Here is a 14,164-nt window from a genome sequence, read left to right as displayed (position 1 = left end):
ATGAACATAATTAAATCAATATGCGTAGCATTTTCGATGTATTCAAAAATTCCTATGCCGAGAGTGGAATGGAACGAAAAAAATATGAAATACGCAATGTGCTTTTTTCCGCTTGTCGGTGCAGTAATCGGCGGACTTATGTTACTTGTACGATTTCTATGCGGTAGATTTGGTTTTAACACAAGCGTTTATGCGGTTGTGATGACAGCTTTGCCGGTGCTTGTTTCTGGCGGAATACATACGGACGGATTTATTGACACAGCTGATGCACTTTCATCATACGGTGACAAAGAGAAAAAACTCGAAATTTTAAAAGATCCGCATACGGGTGCATTTGCGATAATCGGTGCGATAATGTATTATCTGTTGTTTTTCGGATTTATGACGGAGATATGGGATATAAAAGCTACTATAGCGGTGAGTGTAGGCTTTGTTTTATCGCGTTCTCTTAGCGGATTGGCAATCGGCATTTTTAAATGTGCAAAAAACAGCGGACTTCTTTATACATTTAAGAGTGCCGCACACAAAAAAACGATTGTGACTGTTATGATTTTGTATATTGCTTTGTGCGTTGCGATGCTTTGTTTTACAGGCGTGTACGGACTTGGTACGATATGCGCGGCGGTGATTTCGTTTTTGTGGTACAGACACGTTGCATACAGTAAATTCGGAGGAATAACAGGCGATATTGCAGGATATTTTGTATGCATATGTGAGGTTTTGTGCGTGATTTTCGGAGGTGTATTATGCGTTTTGTTATAGGCGGCGCGGATTGCGGAAAGCGTGATTTTGTAAGAGAAAATTATGGTATTGATGAAATTTTAATTGCCGATTATGACAGTGTTTTTACTGCGAAGGCAGTTTATGGTTTTCATATTTTTATAAAAAAATTGATGGCTGACGGCAAGGATATTGTTGCGGTTGTTGACGAGATTTCGGAGAAAAATCACGATATAACGATTATTTCAACCGAAATCGGTTACGGCGTTGTTCCTATGGAGAAAGGTGACAGAGAATGGCGCGAAACAGTCGGAAGAACGTGCTGTTATATCGCGAAAAAAGCGGACGAAGTCGTGCGAGTTGTATGCGGAGTGGGGAACAGAATTAAATGAAGATAATACTTATACGTCACGGTATGACGGAGGGAAATTTAAAGCGAAGATATATCGGAACAATGGACGAAGATTTGATAAATACCGACTGTCTGAAAGGCGATTATCCTAAGTGTGAGAGGGTTGTCGCAAGTCCGTTAAAGAGGTGTATTCAAACGGCGGAATATATATATCCGAATGTGGATATTGAAATTTGCGATAAGCTCAAGGAATGTGATTTTGGCGATTTTGAGAATAAATCATACGAGGATTTAAAGGATAATCCCGATTATCAAAAGTGGCTTGACAGCAACGGTGAATTGCCGTTTCCGAACGGCGAGACACACGAAGATTTTAAAAATCGCTGCAAAGAAGGCTTTTTTGAGAGCCTTACGGAGCGTGACACGGCGTTTGTAATTCACGGCGGAAGTATTATGGCGATTATGCAGAAACTTTTTGGCGGTAATTTTTATGATTATCAGGTCAAAAACGGCTGCGGATATGAATTTGAAATGAGAAACGGAGAGATAGTTGATGATTATAGCCCAATCGGCTGCGGTTAGTATAGGTTTTGTGCTTGACGCAATATTCGGCGACCCCGATTTTAAACTGCACCCTATTCGACTTATAGGTTATTTGATTTCGTTTTTGGAAAAGGTTATGAGAAGAATTTTCACGAAAAACGAAAGGTTCGGCGGTGCGGTTATGGCGATATGCGTGCTTATTATATGCGGCGGTGTACCGTTTGCGATTTTGTTTTTTGCGTACAGATTAAATTACTTTTTCGGTATTGCGATTGAAAGCGTTATATGCTATTTTATGCTTGCGGCGAAGTCATTGAAACAAGCAGGTATGAGTGTGTATAAACCGCTCAAAAACGGTGACGTTGACGGCGCACGAAAAAGCGTTTCTATGATTGTCGGACGTGATACGGAAAGTCTTGACGACATTGGGATAACGAAAGCGGCTGTTGAAACCGTTGCGGAAAATACGTCTGACGGAGTTATTGCACCGCTCATATATATGGCAATCGGCGGCGGTGTGTTGGGTTGTATTTACAAGGCGATTAACACAATGGATTCAATGGTCGGTTACAAGAACGACAGGTACATAAATTTCGGCAGATTTGCCGCAAAGCTTGACGATATTGCAAATTATATACCGTCAAGAATTTCGGCATATTTGATGATTTTTGCATCAAAAATTATGGGCTATAATTCACGCAATGCGTACAGAATTTTTAAACGCGATTCACGCAATCACGCAAGTCCGAACTCGGCTCAGACGGAGTCGGTCGTGGCAGGTGCACTTGAAATTCAGCTTGCGGGTGATGCGTACTATTTCGGTAAGCTGTACAAAAAGCCGTTTATAGGCGATGGCATTAAGCCGATTAAATATGATAATATTGCAGATTCGATTAAACTTATGTATATGACGTCCGTAATTTCGGCGGTGCTGTTTGTCGGATTGAAAGTGGCGGTAGGTGTTGTATATGGTATATGAGCATGGCGGTGACATTTACAGAAATAAGGTGCGTCTTGACTTTTCGGTGAATACCAATCCGCTCGGAATGAGTGAAAACGTAAAAAAAGCGATTGCGGAAAATATCGAACAGTTCGGTATTTATCCTGACGCAATGTGTATAAATTTAAGAAATGCCATTGCGGAAAAAGAGCAGGTCGGCGTAGATAATGTGCTTTGCTCAAACGGTGCGGCGGAAATGATTTTTGCGGTCGTTCGTGCGGTTATGCCGAAAAAATCGCTTTTGTTGGCACCTACATTTTCAGAGTACGAGAGGGCATTAAAAAGCGTGGGTTCGCAAATTTGCTATTATTATTTGAAAGAAGAAAATGATTTTGAACTGCAAGATGATTTTATTGATTATCTTGATGATATTGATATGGTTTTCATATGCAATCCGAATAATCCTGTCGGAAAAATTGCAGATAAAAAAAAGGCTCAACATATTGCGGAGGTTTGCGGTGAAAGGGAAATCGTGTGCGTGTTTGACGAGTGCTTTATGGATTTGGCGGACGGATATTCGATGAAAGAAAAAGTACCTGTTATCAAGGCTTTTACGAAAACTTACGCAATGGCAGGATTAAGGCTCGGTTATATGATTGCCGATACTGATTTTGTATGTGACGTGCAAAGACAGCTGCCGATGTGGAATGTGTCGGCGGCGGCACAAATCGGCGGAATTACGGCGATTAATGATAATGATTATCTTGAAAAAGGTAAAAAAATTATAAGAGAAGAACGTGAATTTTTAATAGGCGAGCTTAAAAATTTGGGCTTTAAAGTATTTAATTCGGACGTAAATTTTATTTTATTTAAAGGCAGTGTCGGACTTGACAAGTCACTTTTAAAGCGAGAAATACTGATAAGGAACTGCGGAAATTTTAACGGTCTTGACGAAGGCTTTTACAGAATTGCAGTTAAAAAACACGATGAAAACGCGGAATTTATAAGAGAGTTGGGTGATATATGTGGCTAAAGCGATTATGATACAGGGAACAATGTCCAATGCGGGAAAAAGCATTATTGCGGCGGCATTGTGCAGAATTTTTAAGCAGGACGGCTTTAAGGCTGCACCGTTTAAGTCGCAGAATATGGCGCTCAATTCGTATATCACTGACGAGGGACTTGAAATGGGGCGTGCACAGGTCGTACAGGCAGAGGCGGCAGGCGTAAAGCCGTCTGTTTTGATGAACCCGATTTTACTTAAACCTACCAACGATAAAGGATCACAAGTTATTGTAAACGGTGAAGTTCAGGGCGATATGAATGCGGTGGACTACTTTAAATATAAGAAGAAACTTGTACCCGACATTATGAAAGCGTATAACAAACTGTCGGAAATGTACGATATAATCGTTATTGAGGGGGCGGGAAGTCCTGCGGAAATAAATTTGAAACAGGACGATATTGTCAATATGGGCATGGCGAAAATGGCTGACGCACCTGTTCTGCTTGTCGGTGACATTGACAGGGGCGGTGTTTTTGCACAGCTTTACGGAACTGTTATGTTGCTTGATGATGAGGAAAAGTCGAGAATTAAGGGGACAATTATAAATAAATTTCGCGGTGACGTGGAAATCTTGCGTCCCGGACTTGATATGATTGAAAATCTTACGAATGTACCTGTTGTCGGAGTTGTTCCGTACGGTCATTTTATGATTGACGATGAGGACAGCCTGTCGGAACGTTTTGAAAATAAGACTGTAAATGTGATTGATATTGCGGTTGTACGTTTTCCGCGAATTTCAAACTTTACCGATTTTAACGTGTTTGAATGCATAGACGGTGTGTCGGTAAGGTATGTTAATAATGTGAGTGAAATCGGTAATCCCGATATGATTATACTTCCGGGAAGTAAAAATACTGTTGCCGACCTTTTGTGGATGAGGGAAAACGGTATTGAGGCGGCGGTTAAAAAAAGTAAATGCCCTATTTTCGGTATATGTGGCGGTTATCAAATGCTTGGTGAAAAAATCACCGATACAGACGGCGTGGAAAACGGCGGAAGTGTTCGCGGTATGGGACTTTTGCCGATGAAAACGGAGTTTAAAACCGAAAAGACAAGAACGATAGTAAACGGTGTTTTTGAAAATATGACGGGGACACTAAAAAGCCTTAACGGCACTGAATTTGAGGGATATGAAATTCATATGGGTAAAAGTGAATTTAGTGTCCCTTATATGACGAAGCTGTCAAACGGCAAGCAAGACGGAATTTCACAAGGTGACGTTTACGGAAGTTATGTACACGGCATATTTGATAAGTGTGCCGATAAAATTGTCAAGTGTTTGTGTGACAAAAAGGGTATAGACAGTACAAAAATCAAGAGCATTGATATGGCGGAACTGAAAGAACGTGAATATGACAGGCTTGCCGATATGGTGCGTGAAAGTCTTGATATGGACTTGATATACAAAATTATTAACAAAGAGGTGTAGAAAATGATACACATATATTGCGGTGACGGCAAAGGCAAAACGACCGCTTCAATCGGTCTTGCGGTGCGTTGCGGCGGTTACGGTAAAAAAGTGCTTTTTATGCAGTTCTTAAAAGGCTCGTATACGGGGGAACTTGAAGTTTTGGGTAAGTGTGAGAATATAAAGGTTATGCGCTGTGACAAAAACTACGGCTTTTTCAGAAGTATGTCCGACAGTGACAAAGAAAATATCGTGAAATGCCATAACGAAAATTTACAGTATGCACTTGATAATATGAATGAATTTGATATGATAGTGCTTGACGAAATTTTTGCGTCATATAATTATGATTTGGTTGATAAGGCGAGTGTGAGAAATATTGTTGAAAATTACGGCGGCGAGCTTGTTATGACGGGCAGAAACCCTGATGAATGGTTTTGTGAAAGAGCCGACTATATTTCTGAAATTAAAAAGATAAAGCACCCATATGACAAGGGAATTGTTGCAAGAGAGGGGATAGAATATTAATGGAATTTGAAAACGTATTGCCTTCAGAAATCGAAAAGAGGAGTTTTGAAATCATAGAGAGCGAACTTCCGCACGATATAGAAAAAAAGATTAAACCGATTGTTAAACGTGTTATTCACACAACCGCCGATTTTGATTATCTTGACAATTTGTGTTTTTCGGAAAACGTGGTTGAGATTATAAAGAACGCGATAAAGAACGGTGCGGATATTGTAACCGATACGCAAATGGCACGTTCGGGAATAAACAAAAAACGTCTTGCGTCATACGGCGGAGAGGTGCATTGTTTTATGTCCGACGAGGACGTTGCAAAAGCCGCAAAGGAAAACGGCACTACAAGAGCCGTTGCGAGTATGGAAAAAGCGTCAAAACTTGAAAAAGACGTGATTTTTGCTGTGGGAAATGCACCGACCGCACTTATAGAACTTGACAAACTCATAAAGAACGGTCAAATTAATCCGATTGCGATAATCGGTGTACCTGTCGGCTTTGTGAATGTTGTGCAGGCAAAAGAATTGATTATGACATCGGGTGTGCCGTATATAGTCGCAAGAGGCAGAAAAGGCGGCTCAAATGTGGCCGCCGCAATCTGTAATGCAATTATTTATGATTTAAAAACCGATTGATTTAAGGCTGTCTTTAAGTGTTTTGGCACTGCTTCTAAGGCCCTGAAGTTCAATTTCGTTAAAAGGAACGTCAAGTATGCGTTCAACACCGTAACCCGAAACTTGTGTCGGAACGCTGAGCGAAATATCTTCAATTCCGTATTCGCCGTTTAAGACGCTTGAAATGGTGAGAACAGAATTTTCACCGCCGGAAATACATTCGACAATTCGTGCAACTGCTGTCGCTATTGCGTAGTAGGTTGCACCTTTTTTTTGTATAATTTCGTATGCGGAGTTTTTAACTTCGCTGTACATCGCTTGTAAATCTTCATCTGTACACTTGCCGTAATGCTCAAAAAAACTTTTCATACTCATACCGGCAATGTTTGTAATGCTCCATGCCGCAACTTCACTGTCACCGTGTTCACCGATAATGTATGTGTGGCAGTAACGCGCGTCAATTCCCGTATGTTTGCTGATAAGATATTTCAGTCTTGAAGTGTCAAGAACCGTACCCGAGCCGATAATTTGCTGTTTAGGAAGCCCCGAAAGTTTGTAGGTGACGTATGTCAGAATATCGACAGGGTTTGTGACGGTAAGAAGTATTACGTCTGTCGGCGCGTACTTCATAACATTTTCAACTATACTTTTAAAAATTTCGGTATTTCGTTTTAACAGGTCAATTCGTGTTTCGCCGACTTTTTGGTTTACCCCTGCTGTTATAACGACTATATCGGCGTCGGCACAGTCTTTCCAATCTCCGCTGTAAACGCTTACAGGCTTTAGAAAAGATGTGCCGTGAGCCATATCAAGAGCGTCACCGTCGGCTTTGTCTTTGTTTACGTCAATCAATACAATTTCTCTGAAAAAACCGTCAAGCATTATTGTGTATGCGGTCGTAGAACCCACAAAACCGGCACCAACTACTACTATTTTTCCTCTTAACATAAAAATTTCCGCCTTTCGTTTTGTGTTATTATTTGCAAGTATGATTAATTATATTCGGATAATTTTGCTTTTCTTAATTTATAAGTATTTCGTAGCGGACGATCATCGGTCGTCCGAAATAAAACATATAGGAAAAAAATTTAATTTTTTTACTATATGAAAATGTTGACAAAACGACAATATAGGAGTAAGATAAGGACATTAAAAATCCTATATCCCATAGGAAAAGTATGAATAACGAAGGAGGCAACGATTATGAGAGAAAATTTGAACAGAAAAAGCATGGTATATAGAAAGATGTGTTGCCGAATGTGTATGGCTCAGAGGTGATAAAAAAATAAATTTTATATTATAGCGAGGTAATGAATTTATGAAAAAGAAAATTTTTAGTATATTATTAACATCAATTTTGGCGGTAACGGTACTTGCAGGCTGCGGAAACAGTGCAGACACAAGTACAGAAAAGTCGGTTACGATAACGAACGTATCATACGACCCTACAAGAGAATTATACAGTGCGTACAACAAACTTTTCGCAGAGCATTGGAAAGGGCAAACAGGACAGGACGTTGAAGTTATACAGTCACACGGCGGCAGCGGTAAGCAAGCACTTGAAGTTGCAAACGGAAACGAGGCAGACGTTGTAACGCTTGCGCTTGAATATGACGTAAAGGCAATACAAGACGCAGGACTTATAGAGGACGGCTGGATAAATGAATTTGACAAAGACAGTTCGCCTTACACTTCAACAATCGTATTCCTTGTAAGAAAAGGCAATCCGCAAAATATCAAGGATTGGGGCGACCTTGTTAAAGACGGCGTCGGAGTTATAACACCTAATCCGAAAACTTCAGGCGGTGCAAGATGGAATTACCTTGCGGCTTGGGCATATGCCGATAAACTTTACAACGGTGACGAAACACAGATTGAGGCATTTATAAAGAAGTTATACGAAAACGTGCTTGTACTTGATTCGGGAGCAAGAGGTGCTACAACATCATTTGTTGAAAACAATCAAGGCGATGTACTTATCGCTTGGGAAAATGAGGCGTTCCTATCGGTTCAGGAAAATCCCGATGAATATGAAATCGTAACGCCGAGCATAAGCATTTTGGCTCAGCCGTCTGTTGCGGTGGTTGATGATGTGGTTGACCAAAGAGGTACAAGAAATGTTGCAACGGAATATTTAAGTTATTTATATTCCGATGAGGCACAGAGAATTGCAGGCGACAATTTCTACCGTCCGTCAAACCCTGATATATTAAACGAATATGCAGATACATTTGACCTTAACATAAATCTTGTAACAATACAAGACTTCGGCGGTTGGGACGAAGTACAGAAAAAGCATTTTGATGACGGCGGAGTATTTGACCGCATTTATGAAAAAACAGATAAGTAAAGAAGGAATGTAAATGAAAGCAAAGAAGAAAAGAGTAATACCCGGTTTCGGACTTTCAATGGGCGTGACAATTACAATATTGAGCTTAGTTGTTCTTATACCGTTGGCGGCACTTGTGATTTACACATCAAGAATGCACCTGAGCGATATTATCGAAACAATTACACGTCCGCGTGTTCTTGCAAGTTTTAAGGTAACTTTCCTCACTTCGCTTATCGCATCAATAATAAATTCGATTATGGGCGTCATACTTGCCTGGGTGCTTGTAAGATATGATTTTCCGTTTAAACGTGTTCTTGACGGAATGATTGAACTTCCGTTCGCACTTCCGACAGCTGTTGCCGGTTTGGCTCTTACAAACCTTACAACAGAAGAAGGACTTATAGGAAAATTATTCGCACCGTTCGGTATAAAAATAGCACATACAAGAATCGGAATCGTAGTGGCGCTTATATTTATCGGCATACCGTTCGTTGTAAGAGCGGTACAGCCTGTACTTGAAAAGCTTGATCCGTCATATGAGGAGGCGGCAGGGGCGCTTGGTGCAAACAGAGGAACGATATTTCGTAAAGTAATTTTACCGGAAATAATTCCTCCCGCACTTACAGGCTTTGGCTTGGCACTCGGAAGATGTATAGGAGAATACGGCAGTGTAATTTTTATAGCAGGCAACAAGCCTTATGAAACGGAAATAACACCGCTTATAATTATGTCGGAATTACAGGACTTTGACTATAACAGTGCAACGGCAATAGCACTTGTGATGCTTGCATTCTCATTTGCAATATTGTTCATTGTAAATCTTATTCAGGCGAGAAACACAAAAATATTAAAAGGAGGAAGATAGTATGCAGAAAAATGAAGGCAGTAAGGTTGTTAAATGGATATTAATTGCCGTCAGCGTATTATTCGCATTTGTATTCTTAATTCTTCCGCTTTATACGGTTATATCCGTTGCACTTCGTAACGGTGGAGGCAAATATTTTCAGTACATAACCGATAAAGATACGATAAGCGCGGTAAAACTTACCGCAAAAGCAACTTTGTCGGCACTTGTTGTAAACACATTCTTCGGACTGTTTGCGGCATGGTTCTTGACAATGTTCCGGTTTAAAGGCAAAAAGGTTTTGACAACTCTTATTGATATTCCGGTAACGGTTTCACCCGTTATAGCAGGTTTGATATTCATATTGGTATTCGGCAGACAAAGCGTGCTTTATCCTTATTTACAGCAAGCCGGTATAAAAGTAGTGTTTGCCGTACCGGGAATTATATTGGCAACGATATTTGTAACGTTTCCGTTTATATCAAGAGAAATTATACCGATACTTGAGGAACAGGGCACAGAGGAAGAAGCGGCGGCACTTATGGGTGCAAGCGGATTTACTATTTTCAGAAAAGTAACATTCCCTCATATAAAATGGGCATTGCTTTACGGAGTGGTACTCTGTACGGCAAGAGCGATGGGTGAATTCGGTGCTGTATCAGTCCTTTCGGGACATTTGAGAGGTAAAACGAATACGCTTCCGTTACAGGTTGAAATACTTTTCGGCGACAATAAATATGTACCGGCATTTGCGGTAGCGTCAATACTTGTGATTTTGGCAGTGATTATTTTGATAATCAGAAGTGTTGTTGAATACAAAGGAAAGAAGGCGGAATAGAGTGTACGTTGAATTAAAAAATATAAACAAAAACTTCGGCGATTATAAAGCGTCGGACAATGTCAACTTCGGCGTTGAAAAGGGTAAACTTATCGGTCTTTTAGGTCCGAGCGGCAGCGGTAAGACAACTATTCTGCGAATGATTGCGGGTCTTGAGACTCCGGACAGCGGCGATATTATAATCGACGGTGTGAGAGTAAACGACATTGCGGCAAGCAAGAGAGGGATTGGCTTTGTATTTCAGAATTACGCACTGTTTCGATATATGACGGTGTATGACAATATCGCATTCGGTCTTAGAGTTCAGAAAGCCGATAAAAAGAAGATAGACGAGAGAGTAAGAGAACTTATTAAACTTATAGGTCTTGAGGGGTTGGAAAAACGTTATCCGAGTCAGCTTTCGGGCGGTCAAAGACAGAGAGTGGCATTCGCAAGAGCGCTTGCACCTAATCCACAGCTTTTACTTCTTGACGAACCGTTTGCGGCGATTGACGCAAAGGTAAGAAAAGAGCTTAGAAGCTGGCTTAGAGAAATGATTGAAAAGCTTGGAGTTACAAGTATATTCGTAACCCACGACCAAGATGAGGCAATCGAAGTTGCAGACGAAATTATAATAACAAATAAGGGTAGAATTGAACATACGGGAACACCTATTGAAATTTATCACAATCCGAAAACAGCATTTACGGCATCGTTTTTCGGAGAAACAACATTCGTTGATGATTATTCAAAGTTTCATAATTTTGAGCATATTGAAAATGTCGAAAAAGCAATCGTAAGACCTGAATTTGTTAAAGTGACAAAGAAAAATGAAGTACAGAAATACAAAAGCTCCGCATCTCACGGAGTTGCGAAAAATGTATTGTTCAGAGGCGACAGTATAGAAGTGGTCGTAGACGTGGACGGTACGGAACTTAAAGCCAGACGCGGTCTTGACGAACAGGCGATTGAAGTCGGTGAAGAAGTTGATGTATTCTTGTACAGAATATTTGTTACGGTAGGCGATAAGGCATACTTGCTTGACAATAAATCAATTTCGGAGGATTCATTGGTAATCTGATAAAAGAGGTGTTTATATGACAAATATATTGAAAACCGAAAGATTAAAAACAGATATTTTAATTATAGGCGGCGGTACTGCCGGTTGCTATGCGGCGGTTACTGTCGCAGAACATTCCGATGCTAAGGTGCTTATATGTGAAAAGGCACATATAAAGAGAAGCGGCTGTCTTGCCGCAGGCGTCAACGCACTTAACGCATACATAACAGATGGACGTGTTCCGCAGGATTACGTTGATTATGCAAAAAAGGACGCGGACGGAATTGTCAGAGAAGATTTACTTCTTACAATGTCCGAAAAGCTGAATGAAGTCGTAGACAGACTTGAAAAACTCGGACTTGTTATTTTGAAGGACGAAAACGGAAAGTATGTGACAAGAGGTAACAGAAACCTTAAAATCAACGGTGAAAATATAAAGCCTATTTTGGCAGAGGCGGCATTGCAAAAAGAAAATGTATCGGTACTTAATCGTGTAAATATTATTGATTATGCGGTTGAGGGTAACAGGATAAAGGGTGCATACGGTATAGGTATTGAAAACGATACGTTTTACATAATCGAGGCGAAAGCGGTTATAATCGCAACAGGCGGTGCGGCCGGCCTTTACAAGCCGAATAATCCCGGATTTTCACGTCATAAAATGTGGTATCCGCCGTTTAATACGGGTGCCGGATATGCAATGGGTATAAAAGCCGGTGCGGAAATGACGACATTTGAAATGCGATTTATAGCACTTCGCTGTAAAGATACAATCGCCCCGACAGGTACTTTGGCACAAGGTGCGGGTGCAAAGCAAATAAATTCGCTCGGTGAGGTTTACGAAACAAAATACGGTCTTACAACCTCCGAGAGAGTGTACGGAACGGTGAATGAAAATATTGAGGGCAGAGGTCCTTGCTATCTTCGTACAGAGGGTATATCCCAAGAGGCAAGCGAGGATTTGAAAAAGGCTTATCTGAATATGGCACCGTCACAGACTCTTAAATGGATTGAAAGCGGTAAAAATCCGTCGGAGCAAAATGTTGAGATAGAGGGTACAGAGCCTTATATCGTAGGCGGTCACACCGCAAGCGGTTATTGGGTGGATACAAAGAGAAGGACTACCGTAAAAGGCTTGTATGCCGCAGGTGACGTTGCAGGCGGTTGTCCGCAGAAATACGTTACAGGTGCTTTGGCAGAGGGTGAAATCGCGGCACTTACCGCAATTTCTGAACTTGGCGAAATAAGTGCGATTGACGAAAGTGACATTGAACGTCACCTGTCGGAAGTGACAGATTTCCTTTACGGAAACATTGACGGAACATTCACGACAGAACAGCTTGAAGAGGCAATGCAGACCGTTATGGATTCGTATGCAGGCGGTATCAAGACAAATTATCGCTTTAATGAAAAACAGCTTGACATAGCCGATACGAAAATCCGTCAAATCTATCAGCTTTCAGAAAAACTTCACGCAGAAGATTTTCAGGAGCTTATGTATATATACGAACTTCGTGAAAGACTTGTCGTTGCAAGGAGTGTTATAGCACACCTCAAAGCGAGAAAGGAAACACGCTGGCACAGTTTTGCGGAAAATCTTGATTATCCGAATAAGGATAACGAAAACTTTAATAAATACGTCAATTCACGTCTTAAAGACGGTGAAATAGAAATTATACTTCGTGACCTTGTGGAAGGGGGCAGAACATATGAGCATAATGATTGATAAAAGCAAATGTATAGGTTGCGGAAAATGCTGTATGGTATGTCCGGGAAGTCTTATAAAAAAGGACGGAGATAATAAAGCATTTATAAAGTACCCGAAAGATTGCTGGGGCTGTACTTCCTGTATCAAGGAATGTCCTATGCACGCAATATCGTTTTATCTTGGTGCGGATATAGGCGGTATGGGAAGTAAGGTACATACAGAGGAAAACGGCGATATTTTGAAATGGGTAATTGAAAAATATGACGGCACGGTTTCCGAAATAGACATAGACAGAAAAGAATCAAATAAGTATTAAGGGACACTAAAAGGAGGGACACTAAATGAGTGAATTATCACATCTTGATGAGCTTGAAGCAGAAGCAATATATATTATAAGAGAGGTAGCGGCAGAGTGTGAAAAGCCTGTAATGCTATACTCAATCGGTAAGGACAGTTCAGTAATGCTGCACCTTGCAATGAAGGCGTTTTATCCTGAAAAACCGCCGTTCCCGTTTATGCATATAGACACAACTTGGAAGTTTAAGGATATGATTAAATTCCGTGACGATACCGCAAAGAAACTCGGTATTGAAATGATTGTGTATTCAAATGAGGAAGGTATAAAGCAAGGTATCAATCCGTTTGACCACGGTGCGGCTTATACTGATATAATGAAAACGCAGGCATTAAAGCAAGCACTTACAAAGTACGGCTTTACAGCGGCATTCGGCGGCGGCAGACGTGATGAAGAAAAATCGCGTGCAAAGGAAAGAATTTTCTCATTCAGAAATGAGGCACAGGCTTGGGACCCTAAAAACCAACGTCCTGAAATGTGGAAACTTTACAACACTAAGATTAACAAGGGCGAAAGTATGAGAGTATTCCCAATTTCAAACTGGACAGAAAAAGATATTTGGCAGTATATCAAGCGTGAAAAGATTGATATTGTACCGCTTTACTTCGCGGCAAAAAGACCTGTTGTTGAACGTGACGGTAATCTTATAATGGTTGATGACGACAGATTACCTCTAAAAGAGGGAGAAGTGCCTGAATACAAATCAGTAAGATTCAGAACACTTGGCTGTTATCCGCTTACAGGCGGTATAGAATCGACTGCCGATACGCTTGACGAAATTATTGAAGAAACACTAAGTGCGGTATCTTCCGAAAGAACTTCAAGAGTTATAGACAATGAGGCGGCAGGAAGCATGGAACGCAGAAAAAGGGAGGGTTATTTCTAA

At 40.8% G+C, this 14,164-nt stretch carries 16 protein-coding genes; 15 read left to right on the top strand and 1 reads right to left on the bottom strand.

From position 1 onward, the window contains the following. Genes LKE05_RS09370 through LKE05_RS09335 form a run of 8 tightly spaced genes read left to right on the top strand, consistent with a single transcriptional unit; the run spans window position 1 to window position 6,183 of the window. Complete coding sequence (locus LKE05_RS09370) at window positions 1-762, top strand: adenosylcobinamide-GDP ribazoletransferase (protein WP_308456640.1); 762 nt, start codon at window positions 1-3, stop codon at window positions 760-762. Further along, window positions 747-1,112, top strand: coding sequence for a bifunctional adenosylcobinamide kinase/adenosylcobinamide-phosphate guanylyltransferase (locus tag LKE05_RS09365; protein WP_308456639.1), 366 nt, complete (start codon window positions 747-749; stop codon window positions 1,110-1,112). The genes LKE05_RS09370 and LKE05_RS09365 overlap by 16 nt, the downstream gene beginning before the upstream one ends. Then, window positions 1,109-1,654 (top strand): histidine phosphatase family protein, encoded by a 546-nt coding sequence (locus LKE05_RS09360; RefSeq protein ID WP_308456638.1) that lies wholly within the window; start codon window positions 1,109-1,111, stop codon window positions 1,652-1,654. The genes LKE05_RS09365 and LKE05_RS09360 overlap by 4 nt, the downstream gene beginning before the upstream one ends. Then, window positions 1,626-2,594 carry an adenosylcobinamide-phosphate synthase CbiB gene (gene cbiB / locus LKE05_RS09355; protein WP_308456637.1) on the top strand — a complete coding sequence of 323 codons (969 nt, stop codon included), beginning with the start codon at window positions 1,626-1,628 and terminating at the stop codon, window positions 2,592-2,594. The genes LKE05_RS09360 and cbiB overlap by 29 nt, the downstream gene beginning before the upstream one ends. Then, window positions 2,584-3,588, top strand: coding sequence for a pyridoxal phosphate-dependent aminotransferase (locus tag LKE05_RS09350; protein WP_308456636.1), 1,005 nt, complete (start codon window positions 2,584-2,586; stop codon window positions 3,586-3,588). The genes cbiB and LKE05_RS09350 overlap by 11 nt, the downstream gene beginning before the upstream one ends. Next, window positions 3,581-5,050, top strand: a complete 1,470-nt coding sequence (locus LKE05_RS09345; protein WP_308456635.1) for a cobyric acid synthase — start codon at window positions 3,581-3,583, stop codon at window positions 5,048-5,050. The genes LKE05_RS09350 and LKE05_RS09345 overlap by 8 nt, the downstream gene beginning before the upstream one ends. 3 nt (window positions 5,051-5,053) lie before the next feature. Beyond that, a complete protein-coding gene (locus LKE05_RS09340) occupies window positions 5,054-5,557 on the top strand; it encodes a cob(I)yrinic acid a,c-diamide adenosyltransferase (protein ID WP_118445982.1) in 504 nt (167 codons plus the stop codon). Further along, entirely contained in the window at window positions 5,557-6,183 is a 627-nt protein-coding gene (locus LKE05_RS09335) for a precorrin-8X methylmutase (protein WP_349164369.1), read from the top strand. Before LKE05_RS09340 ends, LKE05_RS09335 begins: the two co-directional genes overlap by 1 nt. Here the strand turns inward: LKE05_RS09335 and LKE05_RS09330 are convergent. Beyond that, window positions 6,169-7,110 carry an L-lactate dehydrogenase gene (locus LKE05_RS09330; protein WP_308456634.1) on the bottom strand — a complete coding sequence of 314 codons (942 nt, stop codon included), beginning with the start codon at window positions 7,108-7,110 and terminating at the stop codon, window positions 6,169-6,171. The two genes, LKE05_RS09335 and LKE05_RS09330, sit on opposite strands and share 15 nt — an antisense overlap. Before the next feature lie 370 nt (window positions 7,111-7,480). Here LKE05_RS09330 and LKE05_RS09325 point away from each other — a divergent pair, with 370 nt between their 5' ends. Genes LKE05_RS09325 through cysD form a run of 7 tightly spaced genes read left to right on the top strand, consistent with a single transcriptional unit; the run spans window position 7,481 to window position 14,164 of the window. Continuing rightward, a complete protein-coding gene (locus tag LKE05_RS09325) occupies window positions 7,481-8,512 on the top strand; it encodes a sulfate ABC transporter substrate-binding protein (protein WP_308456633.1) in 1,032 nt (343 codons plus the stop codon). A gap of 13 nt (window positions 8,513-8,525) precedes the next feature. After that, window positions 8,526-9,359 (top strand): sulfate ABC transporter permease subunit CysT, encoded by an 834-nt coding sequence (gene cysT, locus LKE05_RS09320; protein WP_117967687.1) that lies wholly within the window; start codon window positions 8,526-8,528, stop codon window positions 9,357-9,359. Window position 9,360: 1 nt separating this feature from the next. Beyond that, the gene (gene cysW / locus LKE05_RS09315; RefSeq protein WP_308456632.1) at window positions 9,361-10,176 is read left to right on the top strand and encodes a sulfate ABC transporter permease subunit CysW; all 816 of its coding nucleotides are present in this window, start codon (window positions 9,361-9,363) and stop codon (window positions 10,174-10,176) included. A 1-nt stretch (window position 10,177) separates the two neighbouring features. Beyond that, window positions 10,178-11,236 (top strand): ABC transporter ATP-binding protein, encoded by a 1,059-nt coding sequence (locus LKE05_RS09310; protein WP_308456631.1) that lies wholly within the window; start codon window positions 10,178-10,180, stop codon window positions 11,234-11,236. Window positions 11,237-11,252: 16 nt separating this feature from the next. After that, complete coding sequence (locus LKE05_RS09305; protein ID WP_308456630.1) at window positions 11,253-12,941, top strand: adenylyl-sulfate reductase subunit alpha; 1,689 nt, start codon at window positions 11,253-11,255, stop codon at window positions 12,939-12,941. Beyond that, window positions 12,925-13,239, top strand: coding sequence for a 4Fe-4S dicluster domain-containing protein (locus LKE05_RS09300; RefSeq protein ID WP_022230254.1), 315 nt, complete (start codon window positions 12,925-12,927; stop codon window positions 13,237-13,239). Before LKE05_RS09305 ends, LKE05_RS09300 begins: the two co-directional genes overlap by 17 nt. Window positions 13,240-13,264: 25 nt before the next feature. Continuing rightward, a complete protein-coding gene (cysD, locus tag LKE05_RS09295) occupies window positions 13,265-14,164 on the top strand; it encodes a sulfate adenylyltransferase subunit CysD (protein ID WP_022230253.1) in 900 nt (299 codons plus the stop codon).

This window comes from Hominilimicola fabiformis (assembly GCF_020687385.1).
GTDB classification, from domain to species: Bacteria; Bacillota; Clostridia; order UBA1381; family UBA1381; genus Hominilimicola; species Hominilimicola fabiformis.
Note: the sequence above shows the minus strand (reverse complement) of the source record. Positions and strands in the feature narration are given on the sequence as shown.